Raw genomic sequence first — 14,300 nt, 5'->3', positions numbered from 1 at the left:
CCGCGAAAATCCATACGCATTACGGGATGATTCGGACATGTGCGGCAGGGTGCCTCGGCTGTGCACGCCCTCGCCCTTGCTTCGGCCGCCCTGGGCAGCCACCGAGGTCGGCAAGATCGATTGGTACGGTACGAGGGCGATGTACATGATCAACACGCGCCTCACCGCTGGAGCCTTCCCCATGCCGCACCGTACCGGCCTCGTCCTCGACTTCGGCGGGGTGCTCACCACGCCGCTGCTTCCCGCCGTGCTCGGTTTCGAAAAGCGCGAGGGCCTGGAAGAGGGCGCGTGCATCACCGCGCTGTACCTGAACGAGGAAGGCGTCCGGCTCACCCACGAGCTGGAGCGCGGCGCGCTCACCCAGACCCAATGGAACGAGGCTGCGGCACTCCTGCTCGGGGTTTCCCCGGACGGTCTGATGCACAGGATGTTCGCGGACCTTCGTCCCGAGCCGCTGGTGATCAACGCTGCGGCCGCCGCACGGCGCGCCGGAGTCAAGGTGGGGATCCTGTCCAACAGCGTCGGGCTCACGCCGTGGAACCTCTACGACGGATACGACCTCGACACTCTCTACGACGCCGTGGCGATCTCCGAGCACCACCGGATGCGCAAGCCCGACCCGCAGTTCTTCCAGGTCGCGCTGGATGCTCTGGGGCTGCCCGCCGAACAGTGCGTCTTCGTCGACGACACCGAAAGCTACCTCGCGCCCGCAGCCGCCCTCGGCTTCGCGACGGTCCACGCGAAGGAGCCCGAGGAAACGATCGCCCGGCTCGAGGACCTCCTCGGGGTGGCCCTGGCCGAGGAGGGACAGGTCCGCGCGTAGCTCGCCCCTCGGGGCGGACCTACGAGGCAGCCGCCGCCCGGAGGGGGCCGGGGCGCGGCCCGTCGAAACGGGAGACCGCGCCCCGGCCCCCGGGGCGTGCGCACCGGCTCAGATGCGGCCGCCGGTGAGCCGTGTGAGCGGACCGCGGCGGCGCAGGCCCGACCGGCGGCCCAGGGTGTATGCGGTGGTCACGGCGGCCGCACCGGCGGTGGCGGCCCCGGCCGCGATGGCCTTGCGGGCCCGGATCGCGGTCCAGATCCAGCCGGCCCGGCCGACACTGCCGCGCAGCGCCTGGGCTGCGGCCGCGGTCTTCTCCGCCAGCGGGGCGGGGAGAGCGGTGAAGACTCCCGCGGTGCCGTTCGCCGCGTCGGAGGCCGCCTTCGCGCCCTGGCGCGCCGCTCCGGCGGCCTGCGAGCGGGCCTTGGTCCCGTTGGAGGAACTACCGGACGAGGAACTGTTGTTGGTGGTCTTTCCCGATTCGGTCATGTCCAGCGTGTGACCGGAAGTCTGTACGGTAAACCCTCCGTACGGCGGAAATCACGGGTGTCGTTCACAGGAGTTTCCCCAAGGGGCCGAGGTCGATGTTGAGGTCCTCGGGCCGCAGCCCGAAACGGCTGCGCAGCAGTTCCATCCGGTCTTCGAGGAGCATCAGGGTCAGGCCGAGGCGCTCCTCCTGCTCCTCCGACAGGCCTCCCGTCTCCACCCGGCGCAGTGCTTGACGCTCCATCAACTGCCGCAGCAGTTCGATGACGGTCAGGACCAGGCGGGCGAGGTCGCGTTCGACGGTGTCCGGGTCGAGCTCCACCCGCTGCGGACGGCTCATGGCGTTCCCTCCATCCAGGGTGCGGGCACGGTGTCGTTCACCGAGCTGATCAGCGCCTTGAGATCGATCCGTACGAGATCGACATCGGCGATGCGCAAGGTGATGTCACCCGCGAGGACCACGCCGCCCGCCAACAGGCGGTCGAGGAGGTCGACGAGGGCGACGTCCTGATTCCCGATCATGCGGGCTCGGCCGACGGGGCGGGCGCGTTGGTATGGGTGAACGAGTAGGGCACCCAAGGGCCGGTGATCTCCACCCGGACGCCCGGCGGCAGGTCGTCGGCCGTGGGGACGTTGTCCAGGAAGGCCTGCCGGCGTGCCGTGGGCACGAGGTAGGCGGCGTTGAGGACGTTCTGTCCGGGAGCCTGGGAGAGTTGCTGCTGCTGGGGCGGGTGCAGTACCGCGCCGGTGGCCTCGTGGGCGAGCCTTTGGTGGAGGGATTCGGCCGCTCGCCGGGCCTCGTCGGTGCGGTCGGCCTCGGCGCGACGGTCCGCGAGCCGGCGGCGGAGGTAGTCCCGCCCGGAGGGGGCCGGGGCCGCCGCCGTACCGGGGTCGGCGGGCGGTCGGCCGTCCGGGGCGGGCTGTGCGTAGAGCTTGATGCCCCACTCCTCAGCGTCCGTCACCCGTTCCAGGGCTTCGGTGAGGGCCAGGTGGGCGTCGGCCAGCATCCGCCGGACGCCGGCCTGGCCCCGGCACAGGGTCGCCAACCGCAGCGGCACCGTGGTGGTCTGGCCACCGACGTGGGCGACCACGTCGTGGTGGGCCCGCGCCACGTCGGCGAGCCAGTCCAGGTCTTCCAGGTGTGCGCGCAACGGCTCCTCGTCGAAGTCGGCCGCCTCCACCGGCTCGGCGACCGCCGTGAGCCCCTGGTGCTCGACCAGTCGAAGGCCGCCGCCCAGCCGGGCGCGGGGGTCGAGGACCAGGGGCGCGGACGGCGGTGCGGTGCTCCGCAGGACGGTGTAGACGTACAGCAGTTCGTCCGTCACGGGAGTTCCTCCTGGCGTGCTTCCAGCTCCGCTACGCGTCGCCTCAGCTCTTCGTTCTCCTTGCCCAGTTCGCGGTGCCGGGCCTTGGAGGACAGGGCGGGGTCCTGCTCCCACCAGTCGATCCCCATCTCCTTGGCCCGGTCGACGGATGCGACCACCAGGCGGAGTTTGATGGTGAGCAGTTCGATGTCGAGCAGGTTGATGCGGATGTCGCCGGCGATGACCACGCCCTTGTCGAGGACCCGTTCGAGGATGTCGGCGAGGTTGGCGCTGGAGTTGTCGTCGTAGGACCGGGGCAGACCCGAGGGCATGCTCATGCGCGTCGTCGGTTTTCCCGGCGGGCGCGCGGCTGGGCGGCCTCCGGCTCGTCCTCGGGCTCGGGCTCGTCCTCGGGCTCCGCTTCCGGTTCCGCCTCGGCGTCGGCGGCCGCTTCGTCCTCGTAGTCCTCGTCCTCGTACGCGTCGTCCTCGTAGGCGCCCGGCTCCTCCCTCTCCTCGACCTCTTCCTCGTCCTCCCCGTCGTAGGCGTCGTCGTACGCGGCGTCGTCCGCCTCGTCTTCCTCGGGGACCGCGGCTTCCTCGTCGTAGCCGCCGGCCGTGTCCTCGGCATCGATCTCGTCCGGCTCCTCGGCCTCCGAGGTGTCGGAGCGGTCGTGACGGCCCTCGGGATCCTCCTCGTGGCCCCGGTCGTTCTCGACCAGTTCGCCTTCGCGGATCTCGTCGCGCCGGCCGTCGGACTCGCCGCCCTTGACGGTGAGGTAGCGGGCGTAGTTCTTCAGGTCCAGACGCACCCGTCGGCCCTGGGCGCGCCAGAGGTTGGCGGTCTTCTCCGCGAGGCCTCGCGGGTGGTACTCGATGACCAGCAGGACGCGGGTGAGATCGACCGTCAGCTCGTGGAAGGTGACCACGCCGCGCGTGGTGCCCTTGTCGCCTTCGGAGGTCCAGGCGATGCGCTCGTCGGGCACCTGTTCGGTGATGTGGGCCGTCCAACTGCGCCGGGACCAGAAGATCTTGGCGTTCCAGTTGCTGGTGGTCTCGTCCTGGGCCTCGGCGCTGGTGACGGCTCGCGCGAAGTCCGGGAACTCCCGGTACCGCGTCCACTGGTTGTAGGCGTCCTTGACGGGTACGCCGACGTCCACCGATTCGAGGATGACGGTGGGGCGACCGCGGCCGGGCCGGCCGCTCCGTCGGCCCAGCCGGTCGCGTACCGCGCCCGCCGTCTTGTCCTTGGCCTGCTTCGCCCCGGCCTCCAGCACCGCCCGGAGGGGGCCGCGCCCCTTGCGGATCCTGCGGGCGCCGTCCAGGGCCATGGCCTTCAGCCCGGGACTGCTCCCGTCGGCCAGGGCGTTCAGGTGTGCGGTGGAGCGGCCCATGGCCCGGCCGGCGCCGGCCAGCAGGCGTTCGGCCTGGGCGAGGAGGTAGGCCTCCAGTTCCTGCTTGGCCCGGTCGGCGGCGGGGCTGTCCTTGAGTCGTGCCAGTGCTGTCTCAGGCATCGCCGTCACCGCCCCGGCCGCGGCCTGCGGACCGCTTCGCGGCGGTGCGCCGGGCCGGCCGCTCGTCCGAGCCGCTGTCGGTGTCGGCGCTCTTGCGCTTCGTCCCGCCCGCGCTCTTGGCCTCGCTCTTGGCCGCGGAGGTCGCGGTGCGGCGGCCGGCGGTGCGGGCGGCCGTCTGCTTGCGGGCCGGTCGCTTGCGGGCCGGCCGCCCACCGGCGCCGTCCTTGTCCGCCTGGTCGGCCTCCTCGGACTTGTCGGCCTCGTCAGCCTCGTCGGAGTGATCGCCGGCCCGGTCTTCGTCGGTGACCCGGTCCTCGTCGGTCTCGTCGTCGGCGTGGTCCTTGTCGTCGCGACCCGTCAGGCCCGCGAGGCGGTCCTGTACGTCCAGCGTGCGATCGTGGAGCCGGTCGGCGACCGCCTCCAGTCGGCGGTCGACCAGGGCGCTCGCGGCCGCCGAGCCCACCCCGCGCAGGTCCGTGCGGAGCTGCTCGCGTATCTCCTTGAGCTGAGGGCTGTCGCCGAGGCGGCTGCCGATGAAGGACGCGACCGATGCCCCGTCGGGGGCGAGCTTCCGGCCGAGCACGAGGGTGGTCAGACCGAAGGCGAGCTTGGCCTTCTTGGTGCGGCCCAGCACGTAGCCGGCGCTCACCGCCAGTCCCATTGCCATGCGGTTGTTCATTGCCGTCGCATCCTGTTTTCCAGTCGGGCCAGGAGCTCGTCCTCCCGGCGGTCGAATTCGGCCTCGTCCATACCGCCTGCCTCGAAGGCCTCGACGAGCCGGGCGAGCTCACGCTGGACCACGGCGGGGTCGTAGTACTGCCGCTCCGCTTCCGCGACGACCTGGCGCAGCACCCATCCGGTCCCGCGCACCGGGGCGGCGGGGAGCAGCAGCACTTCCTTGAGCAGGCCCACGGCGCTCAGCCCGCCTCGGCGAAGCTGTAGGGGGGCAGCGGTCCGGTCGCCTGTACCTGGAGGTGCTCATGCTGCTCGTGCAGGCTCCGGACGGCGGCGAGGAAGTCCTCCCGGCGCTCGCGGTCGACGAGGAACGAGTAGTTGGCCAGCCAGCCGGTGCTCTCGGGGCCTCGGCGCACGCCCTCGGCGAGTGGCGCGAGGGTCTCCTCGATCAGTGCGGCGTCGGTTCGCTCCCGCTCGGAGACGGCCCGGGCGACGAGTTCGCCGAAGGCCAGCTTCTCGTCGTGGGTGCCGCCCCCCGCCGCGCGGTTCGCCTGGTGGCGGGCGCGGAGTTCGGGGTCGGCGGCCAGTACGGCGTACAGGACGGCTTCCTCGTGGTGGTTGGCCTTGACGTTGTACTCGTCGCGCCCCGCCAGGACGCCCAGACGTTCCAGATAGGCGTCGTGGTGCTCACTGAGGACCGCGCCCACGGCCTCGTCATCGGGAGAGACGCCGCCGAAACGCATGGGCAGGACGGGCCCGCTCACCTGCGCCTGGATCACCACCCGCTGGTGGGCGAGGAGGTCACGCCGCTTCGCCTTCAGTTCCGCGGGAGCGTCGCTGACCAGGGCGACCAGCTCTCCGGCCCGGACGGTCCGGACCGGCAGGGGCGGCTCGCCTATCCCCTCGATGCTGTCGGGCAGGCTCTGTGAGGCACGCGTGATGCCGTAGACGTAGGTGCTCATTCCTTCTCCTCCCGGCGGGTGGTGGTACGCCGACGCGGCCGGCTCTCGGTCTTTTCCTCGGAGCTTTCGTCGCGGGCCTGGCTGAAGGCGTCGGAGATGGTCTGGGCGGCGCCGCTCAGGGCTCCCTTGGTCTTGCCCCGCGCCCCCGATTCGGTCATCTCGCCGACGAGGTCGGGCAGGCCCGGGCTCTTGCGGGGGCCCGCTTCCAGGTCGAGTCGGTTACACGCCTCGGCGAACCGCAGGTAGGTGTCCACACTGGCCACGACCACGCGTATGTCGATCTTGAGGATCTCGATGCCGACCAGGGACACGCGGACGAACGCGTCGATGACCAGACCGCGGTCCAGGATGAGTTCGAGTACGTCGTACAGGCCGCTGGAGCCGCCGCCACCGGAGGCGGCGGGCGCGGGCTGGGCAGGAACGACAGTCATAGTTTCCGGTTCCCTTCTCTAGGGTGGGGCCGGGGGGGTGCCGCCGGGTCAGCGACGGTCCGCACGACCCCTTTCGTAGCGGCGGGTACGCCGGTAGCCGATGAGTTCGCCGTCGCCGTCGACTTCGACGTCGTACGAGGCGAGCAGTGTCATCGTGTCCGGGACGCGGGGCAGTTCGACGATCTCGACCTTCAGCTTCCAGGTGCCGTCCTCGGCGCGCTCACAGGAGCTCACCGCCTCGGCCGGCAGACCGAGCAGCTGGGACAGCTGCTGCATCGCCGAAAGGATCACCGCTGCCGGGCGCGGAGGCTTCCCTCCGTCCGCCTTCTTCTGTGTGTCGTTGTCAGATGTGTTGGCCATGACTTCCTCCCTGCCGCGTATGACCGACTGGGCAGGCCTCAAACGGTGTGCGGAACAAGGCGAGTTGACATGTCGCTTTTGGGTGCTTTGGAGCAACGACCCGCCCGGGAGCCGGGGATGACGAGTGCCCCGCCCGTGTCGGACGCCGGCCGGTCCCCCTGTCCGACCGGTCCCCTCTGCGGGTGGCCCCCTGCCCGGGTGGTCCGCCCGTGCGGACCAGGCGGTGACGGGGTGCGCTGATCCGGCGCCGGCCGGTCACCCGGCTCACACGGCCCCGTTTCTGTGTCTGGCGTGACTCCGGTCACTTGAGTGACGGATGGGACATGCCGTCCCGGGCACTGGGCAGGCGCGCCTACTCCAGGTCGCCGCGGGCCCGCCGCGGCGCCGGAACCGGAGGTACAGCGCGCAGTGTCGGAGCAACAGACGATTCACACGGCCGGGACGTGGCGGTCAGCGGCATCGGGAGCCACCAGGGAGGTCCTGGACCCGGCGGACGCCACCGTCCTCGCCGTGGTCGCCGAGGGTGACGCCGCCGACACGGACGCGGCCGTCGGCGCCGCCCGGGCCGCCTTCGACGGCGGGGAGTGGCCGGGCACCCCGGTCGCGGAGCGGGCGGCGCTGCTGCGCCGCACCGCCGACCTGCTCCAGCGTGACCGTGAGCGGATCGCCCTCCTGGAGAGCCGGGACGCCGGCAAGACGCTCGAAGAGGGCCGCGTGGATGTGGACTGCGTCACTGACGCGTTCCGCTACTTCGCGGACCTCGTGATCGGGGAGGGCGCCGGCCGGGTGGTCGACGCCGGCTCGCCCGACATCCACAGCGTGGTCGTGCACGAGCCGGTCGGGGTGTGCGCCCTGATCACGCCGTGGAACTATCCGCTGCTCCAGGCGAGCTGGAAGATCGCCCCGGCCCTGGCAGCGGGCAACACCTTCGTCGTCAAGCCGAGCGAGCTGACCCCGCTGACCACGGTGGTCCTGATCGAGCTGCTGGTGGAGGCGGGCCTGCCCGCCGGGGTCGCCAATCTGGTCACCGGACCAGGCGACCCGGTGGGCGCCCGCCTCGCGGCCCACCCCGACGTCGACCTGATCTCCTTCACCGGCGGTCTCACCAGCGGTACGAAGGTCATGCGGGCGGCCTCCGACACCGTCAAGAAGGTCGCGCTCGAACTGGGCGGCAAGAACCCCAACGTCGTGTTCGCCGACGCCTGCGCCACGGAGGAAGGTTTCGACACCGCCGTCGACCAGGCCCTCAACGCCGCCTTCATCCACAGCGGTCAGGTGTGCTCGGCCGGCTCCCGGCTGATCGTCGAGGAGTCGCTGCGCGAGCGGTTCGTCGCGGAACTCGCGCGCCGGGCAGAGAAGATCCGCCTGGGTCGCGGCACGGACCCGGGGGTCGAGTGCGGCCCGCTCGTCTCGGCGGCGCAGCTGGAGCGGACCCGGTCGTACGTCGCCTCCGCGCTCGCCGAGGGGGCGGTCCTGCGCGCCGGAGGCGAACGGCCCGAGGGGCCCGGGTACTTCTACCGCCCGACCGTCCTCGACCGCTGCAACCGGCGCATGCGCGTCGTGCGCGAAGAGGTCTTCGGGCCGGTCCTGACCGTCGAGACGTTCCGCACCGAGGACGAGGCCGTCGCGCTCGCCAACGACACCGAGTACGGCCTCGCCGGCGGAGTCTGGACGTCGGACCAGGGCCGCGCCCGCCGGGTGGCCGGGCGGCTGCGCCACGGCACCGTGTGGATCAACGACTTCCACCCCTACCTTCCGCAGGCGGAGTGGGGCGGATTCGGGAAGTCCGGGATCGGGCGCGAGCTCGGCCCGTCGGGACTGGCCGAGTACCGCGAGACCAAGCACGTGTACCAGAACCTCGCGCCGCGCCCCGTGCGCTGGTTCGCGGGCTGACGGGGGCAGGAGAGAGATGACCAGCACCACGCACCCTCATGACCACCACGGGCACGAAGACGGACACGAGTACGACTACGTCGTGGTCGGCGGCGGTACCGCCGGTTCGGTGATCGCCTCCCGGCTCACCGAGGACCCGAGCGTCACCGTCGCCGTCATCGAGGGCGGTCCGAGCGATGTCGACCGCCCCGACGTCCTGACCCTGCGCCGCTGGATGGGGCTGCTCGGCGGGGAACTCGACTACGACTACCCGACCACGGAGCAGCCGCGCGGCAACTCGCACATCAGGCACAGCCGGGCCCGGGTCCTGGGCGGCTGCTCCTCGCACAACACCCTCATCGCCTTCAAGCCGCTGCCGTCCGACTGGGACGAGTGGGCGGAGGCCGGAGCCGAGGGGTGGCACGCGGCCGCGATGGACCCGTACTTCGACCGGCTCCTGAACAACATCGTGCCGGTCGGCGAGGCGGACCGCAACGCCATCGCCCGCGACTTCGTGGACGCCGCCCAGGACGCGCTGGCGGTGCCGCGCGTCGAGGGCTTCAACCGGAAGCCGTTCCACGAGGGCGTGGGCTTCTTCGACCTGGCCTACCACCCCGAGGACAACAAGCGCTCGTCGGCGTCGGTCGCCTACCTGCACCCCGTCATGGACGACCGGCCGAACCTGCGGCTGCTGCTGGAGACCTGGGCGTACCGGCTGGAGCTGGAGGGCACCCGGGCGCGCGGCGTCCACGTCCGCGCCAAGGACGGCAGCCGGTCGTTGATCACGGCCCGCAGGGAGGTGCTGGTGTGCGCGGGCGCGGTCGACACCCCTCGGCTGCTGCTGCACTCCGGCATCGGTCCGCGCCGTGACCTGGAGGCGCTCGGCATACCCGTCGTCCACGACCTGCCCGGAGTCGGCGAGAACCTGCTCGACCACCCCGAATCGGTGATCGTCTGGGAGACCGAAGGGCCCATCCCCGAGAACTCGGCGATGGACAGCGACGCGGGTCTGTTCGTCCGGCGCGACCCGGACTCCCCCGGTCCCGACCTGATGTTCCACTTCTACCAGATCCCCTTCACCGACAACCCTGAGCGGATCGGCTACCAACGCCCCGCGCACGGGGTGTCGTTGACTCCCAACATCCCCAAGCCGCGCAGCCGCGGACGTCTCTACCTGACGAGTGCGGACCCCGAGGTCAAGCCGGCCCTGGACTTCCGCTACTTCACAGACGAGGACGACTACGACGCACGCACCCTGGTGGACGGGATCAAGCTGGCCCGCGAGATAGCCGCGACCGAGCCGCTGGCGGGCTGGCTGCGGCGCGAAGTCTGCCCGGGTCCCGAGATCACCGATGACGAGGCCCTGAGCGCGTACGCCCGCTCCGTGGCCCACACCGTCTACCACCCGGCCGGCACCTGCAAGATGGGCGCCGCCGACGACGAACAGGCCGTTGTGGAACCTGACTTGAAGGTACGTGGCCTCGACGGCCTGCGCATCGCGGACGCCTCGGTCTTCCCGACGATGCCCGCCGTCAACCCGATGATCGGAGTACTCATGGTGGGCGAGAAAGCCGCTGATCTGCTGCGGGGCGGTGAGACCCGGTGAACGCGCCCTCGACCGGTGCCGCCGTGCCCGGCACCGGCTCCCCCGTCTTCTCGGTCGACGGGCTGTGGAAGGTCTTCGGTCCGCAGCGCAAGGCCGTGCGGGTCCCGGACTCCGAGTACGCCTCGCTGCCCGCGGCCGAACTCCGCGAGCGGACGGGCTGCACCGCCGCCGTCCGTGACGTCACCTTCGACGTCCGCAAGGGCGAGGTGTTCGTCGTCATGGGCCTGTCCGGCTCCGGCAAGTCCACCCTCGTGCGCTGCATGACCCGGCTGATCGAGCCCACCGCGGGGTCGCTCTCCATCGATGGCGAGGACGTCCTCGCCATGGACGCCGCCCGCCTGCGCGAGCTGCGCCGGCACCGCGCCGCCATGGTCTTCCAGCACTTCGGCCTGCTGCCGCACCGCACCGTGCTCGACAACGTCGCCTACGGCCTGGAGATCCAGGGCGTGAGCCGCATCGACCGGCGGGCCAAGGCAGCCGAGATGGTGGTCAAGGTCGGCCTCGAAGGCCTTGAGGAACGCCGGCCCGGTCAGCTGTCCGGCGGCCAGCAGCAGCGCGTCGGCCTGGCCCGGGCCCTGGCCGCCGACCCGGAGGTCCTCCTCTTCGACGAGCCGTTCAGCGCGCTCGACCCGCTGATCCGCCGGGAGATGCAGGACGAGGTCGCGAGGCTGCACCACGAGGAGGGCCGCACGATGGTCTTCATCACCCACGACCTGACGGAGGCGCTGCGCCTGGGCGACCGGATCGCGCTGATGCGCGACGGCAAGATCGTGCAGCTGGGCACGCCCGAGGAGATCGTGGGCTCGCCCGCCGACGACTACGTACGGGACTTCGTCCGCGACGTACCGCGCGAGCAGGTGATCACCGTACGCAGCGCGATGCGCCCCGCGGTGGCCGACGAGGCCGACCACGGGCCCGCGCTCGCCCCCGCCGCCACCGTGGTGGAAGCCATCGAGGCCGTGGCGCGCAGCGGCGGCCCGGCCCGGGTCGTCGACCACGGCCGCTGTCTCGGCGTCGTCGACGACGCCGGGCTGCTCGCCGTGGTGGCCGGCCTGCCGACGCCCGACGGCCGGGGGGTGGCGGCATGACGCCCCGCGCCCGTTGCGCTGCCCCCGCCCCCGGTGACGGGCGGTGGTGCGGATGACCGCGACCACCACATCCGTGCGCGAGCAGGGCCCCTCGCGCCCGCCCCTCGCGTCCGACGGACCCACGGGACCCGACGGGAGCAGACGGCCGGACCGCAGGCCCCCCGCTCCCGCCTCGCCCCGCGCCCGGCTGCGGGCCCTGCTGCTCCGCCACCGCGCCGACCGCAGGGTCTGGCCCCTCGCCGTCGTCGCCCTGGTCCTCGTGCCCGCCGCCTTCCTGCTGCCCGGAGCCGCCGGCTGGCCCGGTTCGCTGGCCGTCGACCTGTCCGGGCCGCTCGGCCGGGCCGGTGACTGGATCATCGACAACCGGGACCACCATCCACTCTTCCTGTACTTCTTCGGGCACGTCAGCAACGCCGTGGTGGTGTCGGTCCGCGCGGTGTACGTCGTGCTCCTCGCCGCCGGCTGGACGGGCGTCACCGCCCTCGCCGGCCTGGTGGCCCTGCGCCTCGCGGGCGTCCGGCTGGCGCTGACCTGCGTCGCGGCGTTCGCCGCGTGCGGGCTGCTCGGCATGTGGGTGCCGACCATGCAGACGCTGGCCCTGATGGTCGTCGCGGTCGCGGCCTCGGTCGTGTTCGGCGCCCTGCTCGGCCTCGCCGCCGGGATGTCGGACCGGGCCGACCGCGCGCTGCGCCCCGTACTCGACACCATGCAGGTGCTGCCCGCCTTCGCGTACCTGCTGCCGATGGTGCTGGTCTTCGGCATCGGCGTGCCCGCCGCCGTCCTGGCCACCGTGGTGTACGCCGCCCCGCCGATGGCGCGGCTGACCGCGCTCGGCCTGCGGGAGGCCGACGCCGGGGTGCTGGAGGCCGCGGCCTCGCTCGGCGCGACGGGGCGCCAGCGCCTCCTCACCGCGCGCATCCCCCTGGCCCGCCGACAGCTGATGCTGGGAGTCAACCAGGCCGTCATGATGGCGCTGTCGATGGCCGTCATCGCCTCCGTGATCGGCGCCGGCGGCCTCGGCGACCGGGTCTACCAGGCGCTCGCCTCGGTCGATGTCGGTGCGGCGCTCGCCGCCGGCGTCCCCATCGTTCTCCTCGCCGTGGTCCTCGACCGGACGGCCGACGCGGCGGGCGACCGCCTGGGCGCCGCCCCGGCCCCACCGTCGGAGCGGCATCCCCTGGGACGCGTTTTCGCGGGCTGGTACGGGTGGCTGCTCACCCTCCTCGCCGCGGTCGCCGTGGCCGTCGCTGGCCGGATGGCGGGCTCCGCCCTGTGGCCCGGGTCCTGGACCGTGCCGATCGCGGAGCCCGTGAACCGCGCGGTCGCCTGGATGACCGACCACCTCTACTCCGGAGTGCCCGTGGTCGGTGGCACCGCCGACTGGGCGGCCCGCTTCACCGGCTGGGTGCTCGACCCGCTGCGCTCCGGTCTGCAGGCCACCCCCTGGTGGCTGCTCCTGGCCCTGGTCGGCGCCCTCGGTCTGCTGGTCGGTACCTGGCGCACGGCGTTGACCGCCGTCCTCGCGCTGGCCGCCATCGGGGTCCTCGGCGTGTGGGAGCCGTCCCTCGACACCCTCTCCCAGGTGCTGGCCGCCGTGGCGGTGACCCTCGTACTCGGTTTCGCCGTCGCCGTCGGCGCCGCCCGCAGTGCCCGGGCACAGCGCCTGCTGCGCCCGGTGCTCGACGTGTGCCAGACCATGCCCCAGTTCGTCTACCTGATCCCGGTGGTCGCGCTGTTCGGTGTCGGGCGGGCGCCCGCCGCGGCAGCCGCGGTCGTGTACGCGCTTCCCGCCGTGGTGCGCATCACCACCGAAGGCCTGCGCGGGGTGGACCCGGCGGCCCTCGAATCGACCCGCTCCCTCGGCGCAACGGGCACCCAGCAGCTGCGTCACGTGCAACTCCCGTTGGCGCGGCCCGCTTTGCTGCTCGCCGTGAACCAGGCGGTGGTGCTGGTCCTCGCCGTCGTGATCATCGGTGGCCTGGTCGGCGGTGGCGCGCTGGGTTATGACGTCGTCCTCGGCCTGGCCCAGGGCGACCTGGCCACCGGCCTGGTGGCCGGCGCCGCGATCGTCTGCCTGGGTCTGGTGCTCGACCGCGTCACCCAGCCCGCGAAGGAGGCCTGACATGCGGATCTTCCCCCACCACCACCGAGGACCGGTCCGCGGCCGGCGCGTGGTCGCAGCGCTCGCGGCCACGTCCTCCCTCCTCGCGCTCACCGCCTGCGGGGCGGCCGACATGACCCGCCAGTCCTCCCCCTACGCCGCCGCGCGGGGCGCGAAGACCGTGACCCTCTCCGTCCAGTCGTGGGTCGGCGCGCAGGCGAACACCGCTGTCGCCGCCTATCTGCTCGAACACGAGCTCGGCTACCGCGTCGACACCGTCCAGGTGGACGAGGTACCCGCCTGGGACGCGCTCAGCCAGGGCAGGGTCGACGCGATCCTGGAGGACTGGGGACACCCGGAGCAGGAGAAGCGGTACGTCGAGGGCAAGAAGACCATCACGCCGGGCGGCGACCTGGGCGTGACCGGCCACATCGGCTGGTTCGTCCCCACGTACTTCGCCCAGGAGCATCCGGACGTCACCGACTGGAAGAACCTCGGCAAGTACGCCGACCAGTTGCGGACCGCCGAGAGCCGCGGCAAGGGCCAGCTAATGGACGGCTCGCCCTCGTACGTCACGAACGACAAGGCGCTGGTGAAGAACCTCGGCCTCGACTTCGAGGTCGTCTTCGCCGGGTCGGAGGCCGCGCAGATCACCCAGATCAGGCAGTTCGCCAAGGAGCACAAGCCGTTCCTGACCTACTGGTACGAGCCGCAGTGGCTGTTCGAGCGGGTTCCCATGACGGAGGTGAAGCTGCCCGAGTACCGGGAGGGCTGCGACGCCGATCCCGAGAAGGTGGACTGCGCCTACCCGCGGACACCGCTGCAGAAGTACCTGAACACGCGGTTCGCGGAGCACGGTGGGAAGGCGGCCTCGTTCCTGAAGAAGTTCCACTGGACCGTCGCGGACCAGAACGAGGTGGCGTTGATGATCGCCGAGGACAAGCTGACGCCGGAACAGGCCGCCCGCAAGTGGGTGGAGCGCCACGAGCCGGTGTGGAAGCCGTGGACGCGCTGACTCGCCGCCCGCCCGGCTGACGCGTGCCGCCCGTGTGCGAGCCGAGGCCGTCGCGCCCCTCGCGGGT

At 72.1% G+C, this 14,300-nt stretch carries 17 protein-coding genes; 6 read left to right on the top strand and 11 right to left on the bottom strand.

All coding sequences use genetic code 11. The annotated features are described in order from the left end of the window. The first annotated feature begins 181 nt into the window (after positions 1 to 181). On the top strand, positions 182 to 823 hold the full coding sequence (locus tag OG861_RS29905; RefSeq protein ID WP_329192212.1) for an HAD-IA family hydrolase: 642 nt from the start codon (positions 182 to 184) through the stop codon (positions 821 to 823). Positions 824 to 931: 108 nt separating this feature from the next. Here OG861_RS29905 and OG861_RS29900 read toward each other — a convergent pair whose 3' ends face one another. The 11 genes from OG861_RS29900 to gvpO all read right to left on the bottom strand — a co-directional run bounded on the left by OG861_RS29900 (position 932) and on the right by gvpO (position 6,551). Beyond that, positions 932 to 1,309: a hypothetical protein gene (locus tag OG861_RS29900; protein WP_329192214.1), complete on the bottom strand. Its 378-nt coding sequence runs from the start codon at positions 1,307 to 1,309 to the stop codon at positions 932 to 934. A 64-nt stretch (positions 1,310 to 1,373) separates the two neighbouring features. Further along, complete coding sequence (locus tag OG861_RS29895) at positions 1,374 to 1,646, bottom strand: gas vesicle protein K (RefSeq protein WP_329192216.1); 273 nt, start codon at positions 1,644 to 1,646, stop codon at positions 1,374 to 1,376. After that, on the bottom strand, positions 1,643 to 1,828 hold the full coding sequence (locus OG861_RS29890; protein ID WP_329192218.1) for a gas vesicle protein: 186 nt from the start codon (positions 1,826 to 1,828) through the stop codon (positions 1,643 to 1,645). Before OG861_RS29890 ends, OG861_RS29895 begins: the two co-directional genes overlap by 4 nt. Then, positions 1,825 to 2,631, bottom strand: coding sequence for a GvpL/GvpF family gas vesicle protein (locus OG861_RS29885; RefSeq protein ID WP_330261912.1), 807 nt, complete (start codon positions 2,629 to 2,631; stop codon positions 1,825 to 1,827). Before OG861_RS29885 ends, OG861_RS29890 begins: the two co-directional genes overlap by 4 nt. Beyond that, positions 2,628 to 2,948, bottom strand: coding sequence for a gas vesicle protein (locus OG861_RS29880; protein WP_329192221.1), 321 nt, complete (start codon positions 2,946 to 2,948; stop codon positions 2,628 to 2,630). The genes OG861_RS29885 and OG861_RS29880 overlap by 4 nt, the downstream gene beginning before the upstream one ends. Beyond that, complete coding sequence (locus OG861_RS29875) at positions 2,945 to 4,123, bottom strand: SRPBCC family protein (protein ID WP_329192222.1); 1,179 nt, start codon at positions 4,121 to 4,123, stop codon at positions 2,945 to 2,947. Before OG861_RS29875 ends, OG861_RS29880 begins: the two co-directional genes overlap by 4 nt. Continuing rightward, complete coding sequence (locus OG861_RS29870) at positions 4,116 to 4,790, bottom strand: DNA primase (RefSeq protein WP_329192224.1); 675 nt, start codon at positions 4,788 to 4,790, stop codon at positions 4,116 to 4,118. The genes OG861_RS29875 and OG861_RS29870 overlap by 8 nt, the downstream gene beginning before the upstream one ends. Positions 4,791 to 4,798: 8 nt before the next feature. Next, the gene (locus OG861_RS29865) at positions 4,799 to 5,035 is read right to left on the bottom strand and encodes a gas vesicle protein GvpG (protein WP_329192225.1); all 237 of its coding nucleotides are present in this window, start codon (positions 5,033 to 5,035) and stop codon (positions 4,799 to 4,801) included. Between the two features lie 5 nt (positions 5,036 to 5,040). After that, complete coding sequence (locus OG861_RS29860; protein ID WP_329192227.1) at positions 5,041 to 5,760, bottom strand: GvpL/GvpF family gas vesicle protein; 720 nt, start codon at positions 5,758 to 5,760, stop codon at positions 5,041 to 5,043. Continuing rightward, the gene (locus OG861_RS29855) at positions 5,757 to 6,191 is read right to left on the bottom strand and encodes a gas vesicle structural protein GvpA (RefSeq protein WP_329192229.1); all 435 of its coding nucleotides are present in this window, start codon (positions 6,189 to 6,191) and stop codon (positions 5,757 to 5,759) included. The genes OG861_RS29860 and OG861_RS29855 overlap by 4 nt, the downstream gene beginning before the upstream one ends. Positions 6,192 to 6,239: 48 nt before the next feature. Continuing rightward, complete coding sequence (gene gvpO, locus OG861_RS29850) at positions 6,240 to 6,551, bottom strand: gas vesicle protein GvpO (protein WP_329192231.1); 312 nt, start codon at positions 6,549 to 6,551, stop codon at positions 6,240 to 6,242. 408 nt (positions 6,552 to 6,959) lie between these two features. On the opposite strand from gvpO, the gene OG861_RS29845 reads away from it, so the two are divergent. The 5 genes from OG861_RS29845 to OG861_RS29825 are packed head-to-tail and all read left to right on the top strand — an operon-like array spanning position 6,960 to position 14,233. Next, positions 6,960 to 8,444 carry an aldehyde dehydrogenase family protein gene (locus OG861_RS29845; protein WP_329192233.1) on the top strand — a complete coding sequence of 495 codons (1,485 nt, stop codon included), beginning with the start codon at positions 6,960 to 6,962 and terminating at the stop codon, positions 8,442 to 8,444. 16 nt (positions 8,445 to 8,460) lie between these two features. Continuing rightward, positions 8,461 to 10,029, top strand: coding sequence for a GMC family oxidoreductase (locus OG861_RS29840; protein ID WP_329192235.1), 1,569 nt, complete (start codon positions 8,461 to 8,463; stop codon positions 10,027 to 10,029). After that, positions 10,026 to 11,117: a quaternary amine ABC transporter ATP-binding protein gene (locus tag OG861_RS29835; protein ID WP_329192237.1), complete on the top strand. Its 1,092-nt coding sequence runs from the start codon at positions 10,026 to 10,028 to the stop codon at positions 11,115 to 11,117. Before OG861_RS29840 ends, OG861_RS29835 begins: the two co-directional genes overlap by 4 nt. A gap of 52 nt (positions 11,118 to 11,169) precedes the next feature. Then, positions 11,170 to 13,239, top strand: coding sequence for an ABC transporter permease subunit (locus OG861_RS29830; protein WP_329192239.1), 2,070 nt, complete (start codon positions 11,170 to 11,172; stop codon positions 13,237 to 13,239). Position 13,240: 1 nt separating this feature from the next. Next, positions 13,241 to 14,233 (top strand): ABC transporter substrate-binding protein, encoded by a 993-nt coding sequence (locus OG861_RS29825; RefSeq protein ID WP_329192242.1) that lies wholly within the window; start codon positions 13,241 to 13,243, stop codon positions 14,231 to 14,233. Positions 14,234 to 14,300 lie beyond the last annotated feature (67 nt).

This window comes from Streptomyces sp. NBC_00539 (assembly GCF_036346105.1).
In the GTDB taxonomy this organism is placed as follows: domain Bacteria; phylum Actinomycetota; class Actinomycetes; order Streptomycetales; family Streptomycetaceae; genus Streptomyces.
Note: the sequence above shows the minus strand (reverse complement) of the source record. Positions and strands in the feature narration are given on the sequence as shown.